Raw genomic sequence first — 23,661 nt, 5'->3', positions numbered from 1 at the left:
GAGCCTGCTCGCGATAGCGGTCTGACAGTCAATATTGAGGTGACTGTCAGACTGCTATCGCGATCAGGCTCACTCCTACAGGGTTATGCGGTGTTTGATAGTTTTACTTGCGGGCCACGATGACGGCACGCATCGGCGCCGGCAGCCCTTCAATCGTTTTGCTGTGATCGTCCGGATCCAGGAAGTCGCTCAGCGACTGATACTTCATCCACTCCGTCCCGCGTTGTTCCTCGACCGTGGTCACGCTCACGTCCACGCAACGCACATCGGTAAACCCGGCACGGCGCAACCACAATTCCAGCGCCGGCACCGACGGCAGGAACCACACGTTGCGCATCTGCGCATAACGGTCTTCCGGCACCAGCACCTGCTGCTGATCGCCTTCGATCACCAGCGTCTCCAGCACCAGTTCACCGCCTTTGACCAGGCAATCTTTCAGCGCCAGCAAATGCTCGATTGGCGAACGGCGGTGATAGAACACGCCCATGGAAAACACCGTATCGAAGCCTTCCAGCTCCGACGGCAAGTCTTCGAACGGGAATGGCAGGTGCCAGGCATTCGGCTCTGACAAGTAACGCTGCACCGCCTGGAACTGGCAGAAGAACAACCAGTTCGGGTCAACGCCGATCACGCTGTCGGCACCGGCGCCGAGCATGCGCCACATGTAGTAACCATTACCGCAGCCGACATCGAGGATGCGTTTGCCCTTCAGGTCCAGGTGCGGCGCAACACGCGACCATTTCCAATCCGAACGCCATTCGGTGTCGACGTGCACACCAAACAAATCAAACGGACCTTTGCGCCACGGCGACAAACCCATCAGCGCAGTACGCATCTGTGCGCGGGTTTCGTCGTCGCACTCGGTGTCCAGCATCAGGCCGTTGAGCAAGTCGACGACCCTCGGCTGAATCTTCGGCAATGCATCCAGTGCACTCTGCCAGCGTTCCAGGTCGCCATGACCCTTTTCCATTTTCTTGTCGAGTTGTGCTTGCAGGGTGTTGGCCCAGGCGGCCAGTGGTGTACCGGCCAGGCGGCGGGCGAGGGGGGACAGATCAATCATGGCAAGGCAATCAACGAGGCAAAGTTAAGACACTGGAACCACGGCACGACTTTCGAGAACCCGGCGGCCAGCAGGCGCTCGCGGTGTTCTTCGAGGCTGTCGGGCTTCATGACGTTTTCGATGGCGCTGCGCTTTTGGGCGATTTCCAGTTCGCTGTAGCCGTTGGCGCGTTTGAAGGCGACATGCAGATCGGTGAGCAGCGCGTGTTCTTCGGGATCGTTGAAGCGCAGCTTCTCCGACAGGATCAGCGCGCCGCCCGGCAACAACGATTGGCGGATGCGCGAGAGCAATGCGGTGCGCTGGTCCGGGGCGATGAATTGCAGGGTGAAGTTCAGCGCCACCACCGAGGCCGGCTGAAACTCAAGGGCGAGGATGTCGCCTTCGATCACCTCCACCGGTAGCAACTCCTGGAACATCGAGTCCTGACCGTTGAGGTATTCGCGGCAGCGTTCGACCATTGCCGCCGAGTTATCCACAGCGATAACGCGACAACCGTCGGTGCGCACGTGCCGGCGCAAGGCCTGGGTCACGGCGCCCAACGACGAACCGAGGTCGTAGAGCACGCTGTTGGGCTGGGCGAATTGCGCGGCGAGCACGCCGAGGTTTTCCACGATGGTCGGATAACCTGGCACCGAACGCTTGATCATGTCCGGGAACACCCGCACCACGTCCTCGTTAAAGGCGAAGTCAGGCACCTGGGCCAGAGGCTGGGCGAAAAGGCGATCGGGTTCTTTGCTCACGGCGGTTCCAGCGGCGTTGGTGGAAAAGGCCGGCATTTTAGCCAAATTGACGGGGGGATGCGCGGGTTGTCTGATAAACCGCGCAAAGGAGTACGCAATCCTGTAGCAGCTGCTACAGAGTGTGGCGTTCTTCAAACTTGGGGCCGAACGCCGACGCCGTGATCCCCCACTGCCCCAGCCAGTAACTGACGATGATCACGTAAGGCGCCGCATCGAACGGCGCCACAAAGCGGCTGATACCAATCACGCTATCGGAGAATACAAACGCCAGCGCACCTGCCGCCGCCAGCAGTGCCGAGCGTTTTGGCACATCCGTGCCCAAGCGAGCCAGTGCCCGCCAGAGCATTGCGCTGATGGCCAGGCCATAAACAATCACCGGAACCAGCAATGGGCCGAGACCGTGGGAAATCAAAATCCCCAACAATACTGCGCCGACGCCCAGGGCAATCACCAAGGGCAACACCGCCAACCGCCGGCAATCGCTCAAATAGGCTTTGAGATAAGCCAGGTGTGCAACCAGAAACGCCCCGAGACCAAACACAAACAGATCCCCCGGCCAGGCCAGCAACACATCGCCCAGCAGCGAGAAAATCAGGCCAAGGCTGATCCAGCGTCGATAGTCGCTGGGCGGCGCGTCATGCAGCCAGCCGAGCAGGGCCAGCACTGGCAACGGTTTGACCAGTAGACAGAGCAACGTCGCGTGCACGCTTACGCCATACAGGAAGGTCACCGCGCCCATCAGCGCCAGAATCAGCCAGCCCACGATCAGTTGACCGAGATCGCGCAATCGAAGGTGTCGACCGGCAACACTTCCGGCGCCCAAGGCTGCTGCGAGGTCAGGCGCAAACGCCCGGTGCCGGCGGCAAATGCCTGAAAGCGCCAGGTCGAAATACCGGCGCTGCCGACGATGCCGGCGTCCTCGGGGTTGCTGTACACCTCGGGGCTGAGCGCATGCAGCACACCACCGGCCGAATCCTGGATCGCCCAGCGATAACCCGTACTCGGGTTGCTCGGCAAGGTCAGGATCAGGTTTTGCCCGTTGTTGAGTTTCACCGGGCATTGGCTTTGTTTTTCCACGGTCACGTTCTGTTTCGGCTGCGTGGCGCAGGCGGCCAGCAAGGAAAGGGCGAGGGGGACAAACAAGCGAGTGGGGGACATAGGGTCAGCGGCTCCGGCGTTCACGACGAACGGCGAGCATAACTGAAGATGAGACAAAGTGTGACAGCGCTGGGGATTTGCGCCGTCAGTGCAGACGCCTTCACGGGCAAGCCCACTCCCACAATGGATTGCAATAACCCTGTGGGAGCAAGCTTGCTCGCGAAAGAGGTGGTCCAGGCACTACATAACGATCAGAACAATATCTTTGCCACATCCGCAAAGCGCTTGGCGAAATGTACGGTGATCCCTTCTTTCAGATAATCCGGCAGCTCCTCAAAGCTGCCACGGTTAGGCTCCGGCAAGATCAGCTCGAAGATCTTCTGCCGCCGCGCCGCAATCACCTTCTCGCGTACCCCGCCAATTGGCAGGACATGCCCGGTCAGCGTCAGTTCGCCAGTCATGGCCACGCCTTTTTTCGGCGGCTGGTTGCGTGCGAGCGAGAGCAGGGCGCTGGCCATGGTCACGCCGGCGCTCGGGCCGTCTTTCGGGGTGGCGCCTTCCGGGACGTGGAGGTGGACGAAGGCTTCGTCGAAGAATTTCGGATCGCCGCCAAACGATTTCAGGTTGGAACTGACGTAGCTGTAGGCGATTTCCGCCGACTCTTTCATCACATCACCCAATTGCCCGGTGAGTTTGAAGCCACGGTTCAGCGTGTGGATACGCGTCGCTTCGATCGGCAAGGTCGCGCCGCCCATGCTGGTCCAGGCCAGACCGGTGATAACGCCGATGCCAGACAACACTTGCTCGTTGCGAAACACCGGATGACCGAGTGAGGTTTCGAGGTCTTTGGGGCCGAGTTTGATGACGGCTTCGGGGTCGTCGATCAATTTCACCACGGCTTTGCGCACCAGTTTGCCCAGTTGTTTTTCCAACTGGCGCACGCCGGCTTCGCGGGCGTAACCGTCGATCAAGGCTTTGAGCGCGCTGTCGCTGATGCTCAGGCTGCCTTTGGACACGCCGGCCTTTTCCAGTTGTTTCGGCCACAGGTGACGTTTGGCGATGGCGATTTTTTCTTCAGTGATGTAACCCGACAGGCGAATCACTTCCATCCGGTCCAGCAACGGGCCGGGGATTGAGTCCAGGGTGTTGGCGGTGCACACGAACAGCACTTTCGACAGGTCCAGACGCAGGTCCAGATAGTGGTCGAGGAATTCGACGTTCTGTTCCGGATCGAGGGTTTCCAGCAGCGCCGAGGCCGGGTCGCCCTGATAGCTTTGGCCCATCTTGTCGATCTCATCGAGCATGATCACCGGGTTCATCACTTCGACGTCTTTCAACGCCTGCACGAGTTTGCCCGGTTGCGCGCCGATGTAGGTGCGGCGGTGGCCCTTGATCTCGGCTTCGTCGCGCATGCCGCCAAGGCTGAAGCGGTAGAACGGCCGGCCAAGGGATTCGGCGATGGACTTGCCGACGCTGGTTTTACCCACGCCCGGCGGGCCGACCAGCAGCACGATAGAGCCGCTGATCTCGCCTTTGTAAGCACCGACTGCGAGGAATTCGAGGATGCGGTCCTTGATGTCGTCCAGGCCGGCATGGTGTTTGTCCAGTACCTTGCGAGCGTGCTTGAGGTCGAGTTTGTCTTCGCCGTACACGCCCCACGGCACCGAGGTCGCCCAGTCGAGGTAGTTGCGGGTGACCGCGTACTCCGGCGAGCCGGTCTCGAGGATCGACAGCTTGTTCATTTCCTCTTCGATGCGTTTCTGCGCCTGCGGCGAGAGCACCTTGCCGGTGAGGCGTTGCTCGAACTGCTCGATGTCGGCGCTGCGGTCATCCTTGGTCAGGCCCAGCTCTTGCTGGATGACCTTGAGTTGTTCCTTGAGGAAGAACTCGCGCTGATGTTCGCCGATCTTGCGGTTAACTTCGGCGGAAATCTCTTTCTGCAGGCGCGCAACTTCGACTTCCTTGCGCAACATCGGCAGGACTTTTTCCATGCGCTTGAGCATGGGCACGCAGTCGAGCACTTCTTGCAGTTCGCCACCGGTGGCGGAGGTCAGGGCGGCGGCGAAGTCGGTCAGCGGCGACGGGTCGTTGGGGCTGAAGCGGTTGAGGTAGTTTTTCAGCTCTTCGCTATACAGCGGGTTGAGCGGCAGCAGTTCCTTGATCGCGTTGATCAGCGCCATGCCGTAGGCCTTGACCTCGTCGGTCGGCTCGGTGGGCTGGTGCGGGTATTCGACTTCCACCAGGTACGGCGGGCGATGGTGCTTGAGCCAGGTCTTGATGCGCACCCGGGTCAGGCCCTGGGCGACGAATTGCAGTTTGCCGTTTTCACGGCTGGCGTGGTGCACCTTGACCAGGGTGCCGTACTCGGGGAGTGCGCCGGTGTTGAAATGGCGCGGGTCTTCCTGGGGCGTGTCCATGTAGAACAGGGCCAGGGAGTGGTGATCGGCCTTGCTGACCAGGTCGAGGGTTTCGGCCCAGGGTTCTTCGTTGACGATGACCGGCAGTACTTGGGCCGGGAAGAACGGGCGGTTGTGGATCGGGATGATGTACACCTTGTCCGGCAGGTTCTGGCCGGGCAGGGCGAGGCCTTTGCCGGTGGCGTGGTGTTCGATTTGCTCGGCTTCGTTGTACTCGCTCGGGTCTTCGGGGAAGTCTTGCTGGTCGCTCATGGGGCACCTGCGCAATGGGGTATGGGTGTTAGATGGGGCAGGTGGGGGGCGGTTTCAATGGCACGGGATATTTCAAGTTGTGTGTTCAGGGTCTGGACAGCTGAGCCTATTGACCTGTCCAGTGTAGATGCACCGAGCCAACTTGCCCGCCTGATAGCCAACCTAGCAGTAGCAGATGAACCCGGTCCAATTGTAGGAGTGAGGTGACAAAAATAGTGGCCACAAAAAAAGGCGACCCCCTCACAAGAGTCGCCTTTCCATTGACCGCCGCTAGAACTTACTCGGACAGTTTGTACGCCATCACATAGTCGCCTTGCTTGGTGCCCAGCGACCCGTGACCGCCCGCAACGACCAGCACGTATTGCTTGCCGTCCTTGCCGGTGTAGGTCATCGGTGTGGTTTGTGCGCCGGCCGGCAGGCGGCCTTCCCACAGTTGCTTGCCGTTTTTCACGTCATAGGCGCGCAGGTATTGGTCGAGGGTGCCGCTGAGGAACGCAACGCCACCGGCGGTGGTGAAGGTGCCGCCCAAGCTGGGTACGCCCATGCTCAACGGGATCGGAACCGGTGAGCTGTCGCGTACGGTGCCGTTCTTGTGCATCCAGATTTTTTCATGGGTGGTCAGATCGACCGCGGCCACGTAACCCCACGCCGGTGCCTGGCACGGCAGGCCCATAGGCGACAGCAGGGGTTCGAGGACGACGCCGTACGGCGCGCCTTTGTTTGGCTGTACGCCTTCGGTTTCGCTTTTACGCGGGCCTTGGGCGGCGATTTCCGCAGCCGGGATCAGCTTCGATTTGAAGGCCATCCAGTCCGGGTTCACGAACAGGATCTGACGCACCGGATCCACCGAGACTCCGCCCCAGTCGAACACGCCGAAGTTACCCGGATAAACGATCGAACCTTGCAGCGATGGCGGGGTGAACGGGCCGTCGTAACGCAGGGATTTGAAGGTGATCCGGCAGACCAGTTGGTCGAACGGCGTGACACCCCACATGTCGCGTTCTTTCAACGGCGGCGGCATGAAGTTGAGGTCGGACTTGGGTTGGGTCGGCGAGGTGTGATCACCGGTGACAGCGCCTTGCGGCACCGGCACTTCGTTGATCGGCACAATGGCTTTGCCGGTGCTGCGGTCCAGCACGTAGATGCTGCCTTGCTTGGTGGACGCGAGTACCGCCGGCTTCACGCCGTCAGCGGTTTTCAGGTCCATCAGGGTTGGCTGGCCGCCGACGTCCATGTCCCACAGGTCGTGGTGGGTGAACTGGAAGTGCCAGCGCACTTTGCCGGTGGCGATGTCCAGCGCGGTCAGGCCGGCGGCATGCAGTTCCGATTCAGGGGTGCGTTCGCCACCGAACTGGTCCGGGGTCTGGTTGCCCATCGGCAGGTAGAGCATGCCGAGTTTTTCGTCGACCGCGAACATGGACCACATATTCGGCGAGTTGCGGGTGTAGGTCTGGCCTTCGGCAATCGGCGTGGTGTCGTCCGGCTTGCCGCTGTCCCAGTTCCACACCAGTTTGCCGGTGTGCACGTCGAACGCACGGATCACGCCGCTTGGCTCGTCGGTGGAGACGTTGTCGGTGACGTGGCCGCCAATCACCACCAGGTCTTTGGTGACCGCAGGAGGCGAGGTGGAGTAGTAACCGCCGGCGGTGAAGCCGCCGATGTTGGCACGCAGGTCAACCTGGCCCTTGTCGCCGAAGTCTTCGCACATCTTGCCGGTGTCGGCGTTGAGGGCGATCAGACGGGTGTCGGCGGTCGGCAGGAAGATCCGGCGTGGGCAGGCGTTGGTGACAGCGGCGCTGGCGCTGCCGGTCGGGCTCTGCTCGGAAGCGTAGACGGCGTCATCGTGGTACGACACGCCACGGCAGGTCATGTGCGCCCACCCCTTGAAGTTCGCCGCGTTTTGCGTGGAGAGCTTAGGGTCGAAACGCCAGATTTCCTTGCCGGTGTCCGGGTCCAGCGCGATCACCTGGCTGTGCGGCGTGCACACGTAGAGCATGCCATTGACTTTCAGCGGGGTGTTTTCAGCGGTGGTCTCGCCCGGATCGTTCGGGCCCGGCAGATCGCCAGTGCGGTAAGTCCACGCAGGGACCAGTTTGTGCGCGTTTTGCGGGGTGATCTGTGCCAGGGGCGAGTAACGATCACCGTGGGCGCTGCGGCCGTAGGAGTTCCAGTCGCCGTCGGGCATGGCCGGCGCGGTGTTGGTCATGCCGGGCACGCTGTCGCGGTCCAATTGACCCTTGATTTCACCGGGGTTGGTGAACTGGCTGGCCAATGCGGCCACCCCCGCCACGACCACGGCGACGCTCAGGGCGCCGGTGCCCATCGGTGCAGCGTCTTCTCGCAGCAGCGGGCGACGGAACCATGGCAGCAGCATGACGATACCCAGCGCAAACCACAGCGCCAGACGCGGCACCAGTTGCCACCAGTCGAGGCCGACTTCCCACAGTGCCCAAACGGTGCTCGCGAACAGCACCAGTGCGTAAAGGCCCAGCGCAGCGCGGCGGGCCATAATCAGCAGCACGCCGGTCAGCGTCAGGCCGATACCGGCCAGCAGGTAATACAGCGAGCCGCCGAGCATGCTCAGCTTGATCCCGCCTGCCAGCATGGCCAGGCCCATTAGCAGAAGCAGGATGCCGAGCAGGCTCGGCAACAGACGGCTTCGACTCAAAGCACCATCAGTGCTCATAGTGTGGTTCTCCGTGACGTTTTAAGTAGTCCCGCGCAAGTTCACTGTAGATGACGATCTGGCGTGGGCATGGTTCATATAAAAAGTGTTTGGTTGACGCATTCCCCTGTAGTAACCGAGCAAGCTCGGCTCCTACAGGGGGTGTGGTGTGGGTCAGAAGGACGAGGTGATCTTGATCCCGCCAATCAGGGCGTCGTCGACCTGGTCCACGCCACCGGGATGGCGGATGTATTGCAGGTTCGGGCGCACGGTCAGCCAGTTCGTGACGTGCACGCCGTAGTAGAGTTCAGCGCTGTATTCAGTGTCTTGCGGCGGCAGGTACGACGGATCGTCGTAGTTGTAGACGGCGCGGGCCTGATTGGTCGCCTCGGCGTTTTTGCGGTAAGCCGGGTTGACGTGAACCCGGGCCAGGGCGAAGCCGATGTCGTCTCTGGCGCGCGCGTCGAACAAGCCCTTGTAGACCACGCCAGCCTGGACGTAGTTGTCGATGGCGTTGGTCTTCTTGTCGTGCATCGTGCCGTTGGCAAACACGTTCAAACCGCGGCTGTTATCGCTGGCGACGCTGGTGATCTGCTGCTGAATGCCAAGCCACACACCGTGTTTGCTCGATGCACTGCGATAGGCTTCGCCACTCAGGGCTGCCGGCTGACCATTGCTGTCCTTATAGACATCGGTGGCGCTGGCGCTGCTGTAGTAATAACCGGCGCGGTATTCACCCGGCAGGCCGTTGAGTTTCGGCGTCCACACCAGTTCCACCGGCAAAATTGCGCCCTGGGTGCCGCTGCCGCTGAGCTTGAAACCGTTGTCGCGATCCAGGTTCGACGGGTTTTGCTCGTAGGCACCGACCTGCGCATACAGCTCCGGTGTCAGGTGGTATTTAACGCGTAACGCCCATTGGCTGACTGGCCAGTTGTACCAGATGTCGCCGACCCAGTTTCCGACTTGGGAGCCGCAGAACGCCAGGTTCTGGAAGTCGCACGGGAAGCTATTGAAGTCTTCGCCTTCGCCAAAACGACCGGCCTTGATGTCGAGCTTCTGGTCGAAGAATTTCTGCTGGTACCACATCTGCGTCAGGCGCCAGGTTTGCCCACGGCCCCAGACTTCCTGGGCCGAGGTAAAGCCGCCCACGCGCGGATCGTTGATGCGGTCGTTGCTGATGTTGTTGCCGTTGCGCTCGGTGATGGTCAACTGAAATTCAGCGTCGTCCCAACCGAGGATTTTCTGCAAATTCAGGTGCGTGCCGAAACCGAACTGGTCGCTGTAGCGCGCGGTGCGGTCATGGTCGTAGCCGCCGTGCAGGTTGCTGCCCATTTCGCCGGTGTAATCGACTTTGAAGTCGTAGCCTTTTTCCGCAAGTTCGGTGCGCGTGCCGTTCCAGTCGCCGAGCATCCACGGTGAATCGCTATCGAAGGCGGGTGTCGCCTGGGTGCAGGTGGCGAAGCCCAGTGCGGTGAATCCACCGATCAGATTCAGGGCTTTTCGGCTGGCGATAGCTGCGCAGACAGCGCTGTCTCGCGAAGTTTGAAAGTAAGGCATAGAGAAGAAATTCTGGTCTTTTTCTAGGAAGTTATGGAGTGCAGCAGGGCGTAAAGCAGTTGGCAGAAGCGTTTCAGCTGGGCGGCGCAAGGATAATGTTCTGTTACAAATAGAGAAAGGGCTTTTATGGACATGGATCGTTTCAGATTTGGTAACAGTGTCGGGCGGTGATCTTCAACATCACCTACATTGACTGATAGCGCACGCAGCGCTTCCACCCGATCACACCCTCGGCTAAGGTGCGCGGCTTCCCACTCCTTACATCGCTCGAAGGCCCGGCATGACCGAACAGAACAACAACCCGCTGCATGGCGTGACGCTGGAACAGATCCTCAACGCCCTGGTTGAACATTACGAATGGTCGGGGCTGGCCGAGCGCATTGATATCCGCTGCTTCAAGAGCGACCCGAGCATCAAGTCGAGCCTGACGTTCCTGCGCAAAACCCCGTGGGCCCGGGAGAAGGTCGAGCGTTTGTACGTGAAGTTGATGCGCACCAAGCGACCGGTCTGATCATGACTCTGCAACTGACGCCAGGTTCTGCCGCAAGGCGTCGTTTTGTTGCCGTGGCTGCGGTGTTGGGCTGGGTAGGGTTGAGCGTTCAGCTGTACCTGATTCTCTACTCACGCTGGTCTCTTGACGCCCGTTTGATTGGGGGAGTGGTGAGTTTTTTCAGCTATTTCACGGTGCTGACCAACACGCTGGTGGCGACGGTACTGACTTGCGAATGGACGTCCCGCGAGTCCGCGGCCCGACGCTGGTTTTTGCAGCCGTGGGTGAGTAGCGCGATTGCAGTGAGCATCGCTGTGGTGGGGTTGGTGTACAGCGTATTGCTGCGGCATTTGTGGCACCCCGAAGGCTGGCAGTTTCTGGCGGATGAAGTGCTGCACGACATCATGCCGCTGCTGTTTCTGGCGTATTGGTGGTTCTGCGTGCCCAAAGGCACCCTGTGTTTGCGGCACATCGCGTTGTGGATGATCTATCCATTGATGTACTTCGCCTACGTATTGTGGCGCGGGCACCTGCTGGCGGTTTATCCCTATCCCTTTATTGATGTCGACAAGTTGGGTTATCCACAGGTGTTTGTGAATGCGGGTGGGTTGCTGGTCGGGTTTGTGGTGGTTGCTTTGTTATTGTTGGGAATTGATCGCAAGCTTGGGCGGCGCCAGTAACGCCGCCTTCACGAGTCACTCGTCGTCGCTGTCATCCAGCCGCCAGTAGCCGACCGCTTTGACGAACTGCTCATTCAAACCATGCTCATCCAGCAACACCCGCCGAATCTGCCGCGACACTTTGGTCTCCGTCGCCACCCACGCATACAAATTGCCGCTCGGCACTTGCAGTTGCTTCACGGTGGTCAGCAGGTTGTCCTTGCCACCTTCGCGCAACACCCAGATCACATTGACCTGCGCGGCGCTTTCCAGGCGTTGTTGTTCAGCGCCGTTCTCCACTTCCACAACTACCAGCGCACGGCGATTGGACGCCAGGCCTTCAAGGCGACGGGCGATGGCGGGCAGGGCTGTTTCGTCGCCGATCAGCAGGTAGCTGTCGAACATGTCCGGCACGATCATCGAGCCGCGTGGCCCACCGATGTGCAGGAACTGGCCGGGTTTGGCTTGCTCGGCCCAGGTCGAGGCGGGGCCGTCGCCGTGCAGCACGAAATCGATGTCCAGTTCCAGCGTGTCGAGGTCGTAACGTCGTGGTGTGTAGTCGCGCATCGCTGGCATCGGCCCGTTGTCCTTGCCCGCGCCGAGTACCAGCGTTTCCAGCGCCGCGTGTTCCGCCGCGGTCTGCGGGAACAGCAGTTTGACGTGGTCGTCCGTACCGAGGCTGACGAAACCGGCCAGATCCGGCCCACCCAAGGTAATCCGGCGCATGCGCGGCGTCAGGTCGACCACGCGCAACACTTGTAGACGACGGCGTTTGATTTCATGCATGACACGGTGGATGGATTGCACGATCACTTCACTCATTCGGCTTGCTCCTGAACGGGTTGAACGGCAGGGCCGTCGACGATGGCCTTGGCGGTGTTGTTGAGCAGGTCTCGCACCCGCAGGATTTCTTCCGGGCTCCAGCGGCCGTGGTGCATCTGCAAGGCGTGACGCAAGTTGTGTACCGCCTCGTGGATCTCTGCAGGGCGGTCATGACCGCGCAACGAGCGTTTGCTGACCTCGATGCGCATCCGCACGCCGTCAAGCGCAATCGCTTGCTCGGTCAATGACACACGTCCGGCGTCGGTGATGGTGTAGCGTTTTTTGCCGCCTTCGGCATCGCCCAGAATCATTTCGCTTTCTTCGAGAAAGGTCAGGGTCGGGTAGATCACGCCGGGGCTGGGGCAGTAGGCGCCGTCGAACATGCTTTCGATCTGACGGATCAGGTCATAGCCGTGGCAGGGCTGCTCCGCGATCAACGCCAATAGCAGCAGTTTCAGGTCGCCGGGGGCGAACACCCGGGGGCCGCGGCCACCGCGTTCACGGCCGGGGCCAGGGCGTTTTTCGAAGCCATCGCGGCTATCGCCGTGGTCTCGGTGGGAATGATGGTCTCTCATTTTTGCGTCTTCTCTCGTCGTGTTTAGATACAACTTAAGATATATCTTGTGGCGAGAGCAAGGTTGCAGGACGAACGGTCATGGTGAGGGAGGCGCGTGCGAGGAGCGGCAGGCAGGAATCGTACTCTTTTAGAGTAATAAAACTAATCGGGCGAGTTTGAAGGTTTATCAAGGGCTTATTAGTGTGTGAGTAGTATTGATCTTACGGAAGTTTGATTAGTTGTCGTCTGTGTGGGTTTTTAGTCAAAGCTGTGTGTAGTACTTCTCTGAGGGTCAAACAGCGCAATTAGTGTTTTTCTGTCTTTTTTCCTGTTGTTCGAAGGCCATTGTTACTACATGTTCTTCGGAACTTACGTACTTACTTTCTTTGGGGGTTGGTCGATCATGCTCCGGCGTCGAAAGTTAAGCCGGTACACGATGAATCGCACTGGCTTGTTCAGACTTTTTCGGCCCAATCCTTTGAAAAGACAGGTACTCAACAATGCTCAATAAGTTTGCAATCGCCGTCCCGATGACCCTCTTGGCACTCAGCTCTTCGGTGGCGTTCGCTGCGGAAGAAGCACGCACCTCCATCAACATCAGCGCCACGATCCCAACCCAGGTATTCCACGCCCAACCGGTGAATCCTGACTTCGGTAAAGATGAAAAAATGGCCTACAACCTGGTGGCTGGCACCTTGAACCCGCTGCGTGCTACCTACGATATTCGCCACACTAACGGTTCTGTCAATGCTTATGTAGAAGGTGGTCCGCAACCCCTCTTCAACGGTAGCAACAACATCCCGCTGACCTACTCCTTCAACGGCGTAACCTTGACTGGCGCTTCCCAGGAAGTGGTCGGCGATACCGAATCCAACGGTGGCATGCGGGCTGATCTGGTGATTGCCGCTGCCAAACCGACCGCCACTCAGACCGGTCTTTACACCGCCAATCCAGTCGTAGTCTTCGATGCCATGCCGCGCATCCCGTAACACCGTTATGAAGTAATGCTCGTTCCTATTTAGATAACACTTGCCGGTCGACAGGCAACTTCTGTCGACCGGGTTTTAACGTGCTTATATTCAGAGTATTTCGTTCATGTTCCCGATGACTCCCATCGCGACGGCGCTTGCCCTGCTTTGTTGCGCAACCGCTTTGGCCGCGCCAGCAGATAATGCGTACACCCCCCGAAGTCTGTTGGCACAAGCCAAGGGTTTGCCGACCGAGTTTGAAGAACACTTCTTCGATGTGCCGCTGGCAGTGCGTGTGGAACTTGATCAACAGTTTCTGGGTGAGGCGATGGTTGTGTTGACACGCGATGATCGCATTACCCTCGTCGACTTCACGGATGTCAGCGACAGCCAGTTCAAACCCAGTGAGCGCGACATTTGGTCTGGGTATCTGAAACAAGGTGTGGCCCTGGGCACCTGCGAGGCCAAATGTCCCGAACAATTGTTGGCCGTGCACTACAGCCTCGAAAACTCCTTGGTCTCGATTCTCACGCAAAATGCTGAGCGTGACGACCAGGTGCAACGCTATTACAACCTGCCTGAGGGGGGCAGCACCGGATTGATCGTGCGCAACCAACTCAACCTTAATGGCGGCCAGGACCAGGACCTCGGTGGGCGCTACGGTCTGGAAGCCAGCAGCAGCCTGGGCAATTGGACCCAAGCGGTCAATATTCAGCTGTCGCGACTGGGCGGCATGGATAACACGCTCTACCACGCCGTCAATGAGCTTTATACCCAACGCGAACTGGAAGGCAATTTTCTGCGCCTGGGTTATTTCACCCCCTCATCCGAGGGCCTGACTCGCCAACCGCGCACCTTTGGTACCAGCCCCGACACGGCGTTGGGCGTGATGTATGGCAGCTCCGACAGTCTGGCCATCAATAACCCGAAACCGGCGGTTTATCCGATTTACGTCACCGCCAATCGCCAGGGGTCCGTGGAGATTTATCGCGACGGTCTATTGATCAATACCCAGGCAATGCCTGCCGGTTTGCAGACCCTCGATACCCGTCCGCTACCGGGGGGAATTTACGAAGTGGAAGTGCGCCTGATCGAGGACGGCCAGATCACTTCCAGCACTCAGGAACTGGTCTACAAGCCGAACAACTGGCGCAATCACGACGAGCGCTGGCGCTATAACCTGTTCGCCGGCCGTGAATCGGGCTTGCTCAGCAACTGGGATCAACCCGACGATGGCGATATGACCGCCGGCGCGGCGCTCAACTACTTGCTGCACCCGCGAGTGATTCTCGGCCTGAGCGGTCGACAAGTGAGCGATAGCCTGCAACTCGGTACGTCGGTCGACTGGGCCATCGTCAATAATGCCAGCCTGTATGCCAACGTCTACCAGACCGAAGACTACGGCACCGGTCTCGACGTGCAGGGCCTGTATTCCTACGCCAGCGGCAGCCTCGTCGCCAGCTATAACCGCAGCTGGCTCGACACCACAAAATTGTATGACACCCTGCCCGATGGCACGCGGGTGCGTCAGCCCAACGTATTTATCGGGCAAACCAGCAATTCTTCGTTGTCGATCAACCATCGACTGACCAGCAAAAGTTCGGTCAATGCGCGGGTATCCCACAGCGAGGGCAACACCAATGGCACGGGCGTGGACCTGGGCTGGACCCAGCGCACCCGGCTGTTTGACAGCGATGCCAACTGGCGATTGTCCCTGTTCGATCGGCCGGGCAGCATCAGTTCGGATGACGACCGCAACCGTGGTATAGACCTGAGCGTCAACATTGCCCTGGGCGGCCCCGGTGAACAGATCTCCGGCAGCATCGGCACCCGCACGGCCCGCGACGGTGGCCGGGATAACAACGCCTCGGTCACCTACCGCAAAGACCTGCAGGATCACATTCTGCAAAACGTGTCCGCCACAGCCATCACGGACACCTACGGCATCGGTCTGAACACCATGGCAACGATGCAATCTGACCTGCTCAATGCCGATGGTTTCATTCAACGCTCGTCCTTCAACAACAACTTTACCGGTGGCCTGAACCTGGACAGCACCGTGGCCGTCGGCGCACGGAAAATGGTCGTGACCAGCCAGTACCATCGCAACGGCGCGGGCATGATCATCGATGTGGAATCGGATATCGAAGACATCGCCCTGCGCGCGGACGATTTGAGCGGCGGCAGCGCGGTCCTCAAGCCCGGGCGCAATTTTGTGCCGATCACGGCCTACAAAAGCAGCTCTGTCAGTTTCGATTTCGAAGGCAACCACGTGCCGGCCGCGACCATTCAGCCGGCGCGTTCCAGCTATCACTTGAACAAGGGGGGCGTGGATTATCGCCAGATTCGTGTGATGCGAACCCTCACGGTCCTCGGCCGCCTGATCGACCCTCAGGGCAACCCGCTCAAGGGCCATCACATCATCAACCACGCCAGTCGCGGGGTGAGTGAGGTGGACGGTTTCTTCTCGATGGAAATGAACGCCGGTTCACCCACCCTGGAAGTGCGCCACGGCAACCAGCTGCTGTGCCAGTTCCGGCTCGACCCGAGCCGTGGCCGCACGGAAAACAACGTGCTGATGATCGGCGATCTGCGCTGCACGCCAGACACATTGGCGGACCTGACGCTTGAGACGCCGACGGCAGGCTGATGCCCGGCACCCCGCACTTTTTTATGAGGTAAATGACGATGAAACGTCGGTTGGCACTGATTGGTTTTTGTTTGTTCACTCAGACGGCGCACGCCGGACCGAGCATCAATATCGGCACGGTGTACGACTATCTGGACGGGGACAAAAGTACCTACCTGAAGCGGGTTTTCAACGGTGGCGACAGCACCGCGTTTGTGAAGGTCAACATTCTCGAAATCCTGTACGACGCCGATGGCAAATCACAGGAAGTACCGCTCAAGGCTCAGGCCGATGGCAGCGCCCGTGATGGCTTGATGGCCAGCCCGGCGCGGCTGATCGTGCCGGCCAACGGCATGCAAGGCACGCGATTGCTGTACATGGGCGAGCGCGACAAGGAGCGCTATTTCCGCGTGCGTTTCGTGCCGGTGGTGCCCGAGAAAGAGGACGAGTTTGCGGTCTCCGTTGAAGAGCGCGAGGAATACAAGAAAACCCTGTCCGCCGGAGTTACGGTGCTGGCCGGTTATGGCGCGGTGTTTTTCGTCCGCCCCAAGGACTCGCGCTACGCCAGCGTGATCGAGAACGTGGCGGCCAGGTACCGGATCCGCAATACCGGCAACACCGTGGTGGTGATCGACGAGTTCAAGGATTGCTCAGTCAAGAACGACCAGGACTGCCAGCCCACTACCAAGCATCACATTCTGGCGGGCCGCACTTTCGAGTTCGAGAAACAGGCCGGTCGCGAGTACCGCTTCACCCTGGTGGAAGGCGAGAGCCGCAAGAAACTTGATGTGAAAGGCTGATGACTATGTTCAGAAAACTGACGGTCCTGATGGTGTTGGCGGTGGCCTGCCATTCAGCGTATGCCGCCCGCGAAGTACAACACTTCGAAGTATTCGTGACGATCCCGAGCCAGGCGTTCTACGTCATTCCCTCAGACCCCGGCTGGATTCATCGCGAACAGCAATTACCGTGGAACCTGGCGACCTCGACCCTGGGCAGCTTGCGCAAGTATTTCGATGTGAAGAACGAAGCCGGCTCCATCGAAGCCCGTCTGGAGGGCAGGCCCTACTTGTCCAACGGGACGGATGCCCATGACATCGGTTTGCGCGTGCTGTTCAACGACAAGTTGTTGAGCGAAGGGCAAAGCAGCGAGGTGGTTTCGTTGAGTGAAGCGGCACCGGGAAAGCGGGTTTTGCTGCAAATCGTGCCGGTGCCACCCGCCGATGGGGTTTATAAACCCGGCAGCTATTTTGGCAGCGTCAACATGGTTTTCAACGCAGTGCTGCCGGGGGCGTGATGCCATGAACGATCGGCTGTCCATCTCACTCGTTTCAGGGAAAAAAACATGAAGTACTCACTGTGCCCGGGGCGACAGTTGCGTTGCTGTGTCGGGATCGGGATTTTATCGTTGCTCACCTGTTCTTCAGCCTGGTCGGAAGAAGTCTCGATCCTGGCATCGTTCAGGCCGGATTCGGCAAACCCTCAGCAGAACAAATTCAGGAATGACACACCTCCCAGCGGTTATTGCGCGGGTTATCCCACCGAGTGCCGTGACAACGAGATGTTCAGCCTGCGCGTGCCGATTCAGTTCAACTCCAATGCGCCGATCCAGGCGAATCACCCGTCGTCGCGCCAGGGTGCCACTTTCAAAGTCCCGGCGCAGTGGCGCGAGTTGTCCGTGGTGCATGAGGCGACGGGGGAGCCCGAGACGGTCAAGGTTCGAATTGCAGGTCTGGGCTCCCAGTATGTGACGGAGGACGTTCTCAGCCTAGTCGGTGGAGGTAGCAGCTATCAACTTGCGCACGCTCAGCTGTGGGGCGCCAGTTGGGTGTATGCGCCCGCCCCCTGTCTTTATAGTGGCGTAGGGCTTTTCGGGCAGACGAGCTATGCCTTTTTCTGGAAAACACCCCTCGAGGCCAGTTGCGATAAGCAGGCCCGGTTCAACGTGCCCTGGTTGCGTTACAGCTATCTGGATTTCGCCTATGAACTGATCACACCGAACCCCTTGGGTATGTCATCGGGCCGTTATTCAGGAACGCTGACCTACAGCGTCGGACCGAACGGCGATTTCGACATGGGTGACGTCATGCAGCCAAGCGATTCAGCGCTCACGCTGAATTTCAATCTGGATGTGCAACACACACTTAAAGTCGAGATTCCCCCTGGTGGCAATCGCGTCGAACTGGTCCCGCAGGGCGGCTGGCAAGCCTGGCTGACGCAGGGGCGCAAGCCGACACGGTTGTTTCGTGATCAGACGTTCAATCTCTCGTCGTCGAGTCGCTTCAAGATGAGTCTGGACTGCCAGTACAGCACCGATGGCAACCGTTGTTCGGTACGCGACCCGGCTTCGGGTCATGTCGTGCCGCTCGACGTCAGCCTGACCCTGCCCAATGGCCTGGTGGATGCCATCGATCAACCGGTCAGCCGTCGGCCGTTGCGGCGCGATGGCAGTGGCACCGAGCTGTTCCAGCCGCGCTTTTATGTCGATCGCAAACCGGGCACGTTGCACTTCGAGATTGCGCAGGATGAGGTCGAGGAGATGATCAAGCCCGGTGTCGCCAGAACGTACTCGGGCACTGTCACGGTGGTTTGGGATTCGCAGGTGGGTTAAGCGTGAACCCTGATGCATCACCCGATGCATCAGGGATTGCCGTTTATTGCTGTGCGTGTTTTTGCAGCGCTGCGCGGGTGAGTTTGCGGCTCAGCTCTTTTTCTTCGTAACCCATGTCGTGGAGCAATTGGCCGTAGACCTCATCGGTCATGTCCTGGTCCGTCAATACCACCCTTTCATCGACATTCAGGCGATTGGCAAGGTCTTGCAGGCGCTGTTTGAGCGCTCGTCGTTGTGCAATTTGCTGGCCCTTGGAACGGGTCCAGGCGTGCTGGACTTCGCGTAACTCATCGAGCAAGTCGCTCCTGATTTCGTAAAACCGGGTATTGCGCCGGAACTCGTTCGGATACGTGTCCTGCAGGTATTTCTGCCAGAACGGCTGTTCGATCATGTCGTTGACCAACCCATCGCCGCCCTCCATCGACATCACCGTCTCGAAGGCAGTGTCGAGTGTTTTGGCACTCACGCCGGCCATGGGGCGAAACAGCATCGACTCCGATTGCCACGGTAAACCAAGGCGTTGAGCCAGGCCGGTTTCGTAGGCGAGATACACCTCGACCTCATCGGGGTTGCCCGGGCGTCTACCGAAATCGGCCCGGGCAATGTCATCCACGCGCGCGAGGCGAGCAGCACCCTTGGCCAGATTCAACAGCTTGCTTTCAAGCACGGCGTTGGACGTCGACAAGGCATAGGCTTCGGAGGCGAGCACCTTGATGCCCATGTGGTTGAATACTTGAGCCCCGGCATCGGCGCAGGTAGTAGGCGCCCTGGCCATTTCGAACAGATCCTTGCGCAATCCGGTGTCCAGGTCGATGGCTTCGATCATGCGCCAGACCCGGTTGCTGAGCTGCTGACGCAAATCACCACCGGCCTTGTAATCGGCCGAGCGGGTCTGTTTCTGGATCAATGCAAAAAAATCCTCGGAGCCAGGCTCGGTCATCAAGTCGTGCCAGGCTTCCACCCGGAAAGTACCCAGCCCTGAGACCTCGGCACTCCACCATGCCGAGTCGTCGTTAATGGGCCACAGGTACATCGCGTCCCGTGCTGCATTGGCGTAGACCTGCTCGGGCGAGATGCCGACGGATCGTCGATACGCTTTGAAGGTGATCCGGTTGGCCTCCGAGAGCCGCTCGTCGTACAAGCGGGTCCGCGCCAGGAGGAAGGCATCTTCCGAGCCGGGCACGACCTTGGGAATGACGCTGATCGGGTTTTCCTGCAAATCCAGAAAGAAGCCGCGCGGTCGACGTTTGTTGGCAGGCCCGAACAGGCCATCGGGCCAGGTGGTGGCCCCGGTGTTGCTCAAACTCAGGATACTCAGTCTGGGCATGCGTGCGACGTCCGGGAGAAGGCCCAACTGCCGGTTGTCATCGAGCCTGAGGGTTTCCATGCGGGTCAGGTTTCGCAGTTGCTCGACGGCCGACGGAGTCAACGTGATGTTGTTGTTCATCAATCGCAATGTGCGCAGGTGGTGCATCTTGCCGATGGCGTCGGGGAGTCGCGTCAAGCCGCAACTGCGGGCACTCAGTTGCTGCAGATGAGGGAAGTCACTGAGCAGGCCGGGACCGCTTTCAAAAAAGGTCGTGCGGTCCAGATTCAAGGTGCTGATCTGATCGAGGTAGCGCTTGATATCCGGCAGTTCCTTCCACCAGCGTTCGAGGTCAAGCAAATTGAACTCTGTGGACAGGTCCAGCGCATAACCACCGCCGGCCGTGATACTGCGTTCACCAAAGACTGTGGGCTTGCGTTTGAAACAATCGATTAACCGTTCAGCAATGTGCAAGCCGCCACTGTTGACGAACCCGCGTTGATCCGGGCCCCAGGTATCTGGCTGCTGGTAGCGCCAGCGATTGAACAATACTCGCAGGTCGTCCAGTTCGCGGTCCAGTCGGGTCAGTGTCTGGTGCCCTTGCTCCTGCGAACCGAGGGACCGAACGAAGGTATTGACCTCGCGGTCGTTGAAGTGAGGGTAAATATCCTGCACCCGTTCGGTGAGCGTGGGGGCAACGGTGGAGAAGCCGGGACCGCGCAACAGGATCATGTCTTCATGGTCAGCCAGCGGACGGATCGGCGGTGCGGCGAGCGCGGTGCGGCGCTGCGCCGGTGTCTCGGTCTTGGCCATCACCCATTGCTTGAAGAACCCCCCCTGGCCGGGCCGATAACCCAACTGCGCTTGTTTGTTTTTCGGCAAGGCGTTGAGAACGGCTTCGTAAAAATCAGTGGCGTCGAGCAGTTTTCGGTTGTCACCGTCCCAGACTTCGAACCGGTTGCCATCGTCCTTGACCAACACCCGGACCATCGATGCGTCCTCTGCACCCACTCGGCTACGCAAGGGGCCGGCATCGTTGCCTGCGCGAACCTCGATGCGCAATTGGGCGAACGTGTCGGTATGAATCCTCAAGGCGTTCAGCACCAGGCTTTCGGTTTCGGCCACCCACTGCGCGCCGTCATGGAAGCCTTCATAGGCGTGGTTGGTCCGGGCTTCGAAGGCCGCCTCACGGGCGCGGCTCTTGAGGCTCAAGGGCAGTCGTTGCGTTTGGGTCATGCGCTTGAGGTCGGCAGCGTCGGTGGTGTTCAGCAGCGTCGTTGCGGCACGGGACGGCAACTCGGGAAAGGTGTGGCGCATGAGTCGCAGCGGCGGATCGTCGAACGCCTGGGCCCCCAGGTAAAGCTGATTGATGATGTCTGGGGTCATTCGATCGGCTTCGTCCGCCAGTCGATTGCGCAATGCTTGCACCCGTTCACGTTGGGCGGTGGACCGACCGAGCACGGCGTGCAGCTCTTCTTCGTTGAGAAACCCGGCAAGGTCGGGCGCAAATTGCTCGCTCATGAGGTTGGACAAACTGGTGGACAGGGTCTGTTCGGCCGTCGCATCGGCGTTGCCGTACTGGCGGAACCGGCCACTCGTGTCAGCGTTTTCGTAGACCTTCAGGGCTTTATCCGCGGGCCAGCCGTCCAGGTAAGTCGCCAGCGGTTCAAACCAGTAGGAGGAAGGATCCAGAGGCTGGCCTGAGCGAATCCTCCTGATGGCCTGGCGGGTCTGGCGCTGGATCTTCAAGCGGGTGAGGCTGTCGTCGAGTAACGGTGGCGGGGCCGTGTTGTCGACGTACATCCGGCGCAGCGCACCGTCGTCGATACCACTGGCAATACGAACCGCTTCGAGTTCCGCGTCGCTGAAGCCTTCCACGGCGTGGCCGAGACGGCGCATCAACGTCGGACGATCCCAGGCTCGCGGGGTCTCGGCTTCATGGGTCCAGGCGCCGAGGCCGTTGTGTTTCAACTCGGGCAGGTAAGCATTGTCGCGATGCGGGTGTTTGATCCGGTAGTTGCCGGTTTGCGGATCCTTTTGCACGGCATAGTGCTTGTCATCCAGCGGCAGAACAGCCTCGCCCTCGTGAGCGTGAAGCCCCAGCGCGTCAGGTCTGGCGTCGGGCGATATCTGCACATCGGGCCATTCATAAGGTTTGAGGTCGGGGTGCCACAACCGGGGTTCGCCGTTGGGCAGCGTGACCGGTTTCATGCTTTCGATCAGCGGCGACAGTTTCAGGCGTGCCAGCGCACCGATCTGCGCACCGGCGGCGAACGCTTCCAGCTGAAGAACGTCGGTGACCACGCCGACAATGTGTTCGGTGGCTTCGGTCCACAGCCCCAGGGTCATGTCGACGAGTCCTTCGATGGCGTCGCTGGCCATCTGATAAACCATGTAGCCCATCATCAGCTGACCCAGTCCGGGCACGAACGGCGTGACGACCATCAGGGCGATGTTGAAGATGTCCGAGACGATTTTCTTGAAGTTCTCCCACCAGGCCCATCGTGCATGGGTATCGGCATCGGCGGTGGACACGGCGATGTGACGGGCGTCATTGAGAACCTTGTTGAGCTTTTGCTCGAACAGGTACTGCCAGAGTTCGCCGGTGATCGGAGCGGTGTTGAACTGCAGACGAGGAGCAGTGACAGCCTCTTCGCGCCAGCTCGGCCTCGGGTCCAGCGGCTCTTTGCGATGCCATTTCACTTGGAACAGGCGTTGTTGCAGCCCGCCGAAAAAATGCCCCCGATCGGATTGATCGACGAACCGGCTGAAGAATTGCTGGTAGGTCATGCCGGTGGAGGAGATGACATCGTTGTCGCGCAGCTGACGCGTCAGTTCTTTCATCAGCGCGAGGGTCGAGGGGTACTCTTTCAGCGGGTGTTCGGGGTCTTGTGGGACATACGCGAAGATCGGCACCACCTCATGGACCCGGTTCAGATCCGGCGTAATCAAGACGATGCCGGTCAGCTGGCTGTCGAGCATGGACAGTTTGGCGAACTGCATGATTCGGCCTTTGCGTGTGAGGTTGCGCTGGCCATCGAGCATCATCAGGATCAGGTCACCAGCATCGGCGTCGATGTCGCCTTTCAGGACGGCCAGTCTGGCGGCGGCTTTAAACGCGGCTTTCTCGTTCTCGATGATCTTGTGTTTTAAAACCACCTGGGCGAGGCCATCCCTGGGCCGCAACTGTTCTTCGAGGTATTTCGTGTAGCGCGCGCCAATGTCCAGCGTGCGACACAGGGTCTGGAACTGGGCGATGGACATTTTGCGTTTGATCGGCAGGATGTCGAAATGCCCGCGGGCATCGGGCTGGCTGATAAAGTCCGATTCTGGCTCGCAGGTTTCCTTGCTCGCGAAGTTGTGCAGCGCCGCGTCCAGCAGTGAAACGGTGCGGGTCACCACGCCGTTGAGGTTGCTGGCATACCAGGGAAGCTGTTTGGGTAGATAAAGGTGCAGGTAAGTGGTCTTTACATCGACGTCGACACCGAACTGATCCAGCAATGCCCTGGTCAGCAATGGTTCGGCGAACTCGTCAACGCCTTGGACCTTGTCCATGACCCGGTCGACGGTGTTTTGAGCGGACCAGAGGTCGAGGTTGGCATGTTGTAGCGGGGTGTGATCCAGCCCCCTGATGTTCTGTATCCAATACCCTGAAGCCGTTTGCGTGAGGCTCAGTTCCCGGATCCGCCGCACTGATGCGTCCTTGAACGTGGGGTGGATACGGCTTTTGATGAAATCGTAGTGGCGACCTTTTTTGTCATCGGCCCCCGGTGTCGGTCGCGCTGATATACGTCCGTGTAAGTCAGTCATGCTTTTAATAAACCTTGAGCG

Annotated in this window: 17 protein-coding genes; 7 read left to right on the top strand and 10 right to left on the bottom strand. The window is 59.5% G+C overall.

The genetic code is table 11. From position 1 onward, the window contains the following. Nucleotides 1–103: 103 nt before the first annotated feature. The 7 genes from cmoB to J2X66_RS15685 form a co-directional block, all read right to left on the bottom strand. The gene (cmoB, locus tag J2X66_RS15715; RefSeq protein WP_310265879.1) at nt 104–1,060 is read right to left on the bottom strand and encodes a tRNA 5-methoxyuridine(34)/uridine 5-oxyacetic acid(34) synthase CmoB; all 957 of its coding nucleotides are present in this window, start codon (nt 1,058–1,060) and stop codon (nt 104–106) included. Continuing rightward, nucleotides 1,057–1,836, bottom strand: coding sequence for a carboxy-S-adenosyl-L-methionine synthase CmoA (gene cmoA / locus J2X66_RS15710; protein WP_310265875.1), 780 nt, complete (start codon nt 1,834–1,836; stop codon nt 1,057–1,059). The genes cmoB and cmoA overlap by 4 nt, the downstream gene beginning before the upstream one ends. 76 nt (nt 1,837–1,912) lie before the next feature. Next, a complete protein-coding gene (locus tag J2X66_RS15705; protein WP_310266213.1) occupies nt 1,913–2,563 on the bottom strand; it encodes a lysoplasmalogenase in 651 nt (216 codons plus the stop codon). A 2-nt stretch (nt 2,564–2,565) separates the two neighbouring features. Further along, complete coding sequence (locus J2X66_RS15700; protein ID WP_027922780.1) at nt 2,566–2,958, bottom strand: protease inhibitor I42 family protein; 393 nt, start codon at nt 2,956–2,958, stop codon at nt 2,566–2,568. Nucleotides 2,959–3,149: 191 nt separating this feature from the next. Beyond that, nucleotides 3,150–5,567, bottom strand: coding sequence for an endopeptidase La (lon, locus tag J2X66_RS15695; RefSeq protein WP_310265871.1), 2,418 nt, complete (start codon nt 5,565–5,567; stop codon nt 3,150–3,152). A gap of 277 nt (nt 5,568–5,844) precedes the next feature. Next, a complete protein-coding gene (locus tag J2X66_RS15690; RefSeq protein WP_310265869.1) occupies nt 5,845–8,253 on the bottom strand; it encodes a glucose/quinate/shikimate family membrane-bound PQQ-dependent dehydrogenase in 2,409 nt (802 codons plus the stop codon). Nucleotides 8,254–8,406: 153 nt separating this feature from the next. After that, nucleotides 8,407–9,789 (bottom strand): carbohydrate porin, encoded by a 1,383-nt coding sequence (locus J2X66_RS15685; protein ID WP_310265867.1) that lies wholly within the window; start codon nt 9,787–9,789, stop codon nt 8,407–8,409. A 280-nt stretch (nt 9,790–10,069) separates the two neighbouring features. On the opposite strand from J2X66_RS15685, the gene J2X66_RS15680 reads away from it, so the two are divergent. Beyond that, nucleotides 10,070–10,300: a VF530 family DNA-binding protein gene (locus J2X66_RS15680; protein WP_007944895.1), complete on the top strand. Its 231-nt coding sequence runs from the start codon at nt 10,070–10,072 to the stop codon at nt 10,298–10,300. A gap of 2 nt (nt 10,301–10,302) precedes the next feature. Continuing rightward, a complete protein-coding gene (locus J2X66_RS15675) occupies nt 10,303–10,959 on the top strand; it encodes a Pr6Pr family membrane protein (RefSeq protein ID WP_310265864.1) in 657 nt (218 codons plus the stop codon). Between the two features lie 15 nt (nt 10,960–10,974). On the opposite strand, the gene J2X66_RS15670 is transcribed toward J2X66_RS15675, so the two are convergent. Then, a complete protein-coding gene (locus J2X66_RS15670) occupies nt 10,975–11,760 on the bottom strand; it encodes a siderophore-interacting protein (RefSeq protein WP_310265862.1) in 786 nt (261 codons plus the stop codon). Then, complete coding sequence (locus J2X66_RS15665; RefSeq protein WP_310265860.1) at nt 11,757–12,335, bottom strand: PadR family transcriptional regulator; 579 nt, start codon at nt 12,333–12,335, stop codon at nt 11,757–11,759. The genes J2X66_RS15670 and J2X66_RS15665 overlap by 4 nt, the downstream gene beginning before the upstream one ends. Before the next feature lie 481 nt (nt 12,336–12,816). On the opposite strand from J2X66_RS15665, the gene J2X66_RS15660 reads away from it, so the two are divergent. From J2X66_RS15660 to J2X66_RS15640, 5 genes are all read left to right on the top strand, one after another. Then, complete coding sequence (locus J2X66_RS15660) at nt 12,817–13,305, top strand: CS1 type fimbrial major subunit (RefSeq protein WP_310265858.1); 489 nt, start codon at nt 12,817–12,819, stop codon at nt 13,303–13,305. A 106-nt stretch (nt 13,306–13,411) separates the two neighbouring features. Next, complete coding sequence (locus tag J2X66_RS15655; RefSeq protein WP_310265856.1) at nt 13,412–15,934, top strand: TcfC E-set like domain-containing protein; 2,523 nt, start codon at nt 13,412–13,414, stop codon at nt 15,932–15,934. Nucleotides 15,935–15,972: 38 nt separating this feature from the next. Next, nucleotides 15,973–16,713, top strand: a complete 741-nt coding sequence (locus J2X66_RS15650) for a molecular chaperone (RefSeq protein WP_310266210.1) — start codon at nt 15,973–15,975, stop codon at nt 16,711–16,713. Between the two features lie 5 nt (nt 16,714–16,718). Further along, nucleotides 16,719–17,210, top strand: a complete 492-nt coding sequence (locus J2X66_RS15645; RefSeq protein WP_310265855.1) for a CS1 type fimbrial major subunit — start codon at nt 16,719–16,721, stop codon at nt 17,208–17,210. Between the two features lie 48 nt (nt 17,211–17,258). Next, nucleotides 17,259–18,524, top strand: coding sequence for a hypothetical protein (locus J2X66_RS15640; protein WP_310265853.1), 1,266 nt, complete (start codon nt 17,259–17,261; stop codon nt 18,522–18,524). 43 nt (nt 18,525–18,567) lie between these two features. On the opposite strand, the gene J2X66_RS15635 is transcribed toward J2X66_RS15640, so the two are convergent. Next, nucleotides 18,568–23,640 (bottom strand): NEL-type E3 ubiquitin ligase domain-containing protein, encoded by a 5,073-nt coding sequence (locus J2X66_RS15635; RefSeq protein ID WP_310265851.1) that lies wholly within the window; start codon nt 23,638–23,640, stop codon nt 18,568–18,570. Between the last annotated feature and the right edge of the window lie 21 nt (nt 23,641–23,661).

The organism is Pseudomonas sp. 3296 (assembly GCF_031456615.1).
Lineage (GTDB): Bacteria > Pseudomonadota > Gammaproteobacteria > Pseudomonadales > Pseudomonadaceae > Aquipseudomonas > Aquipseudomonas mucoides.
The sequence above is the reverse complement of the archived record's forward strand: the minus strand, read 5'-3'. Positions and strand labels throughout refer to the sequence as shown.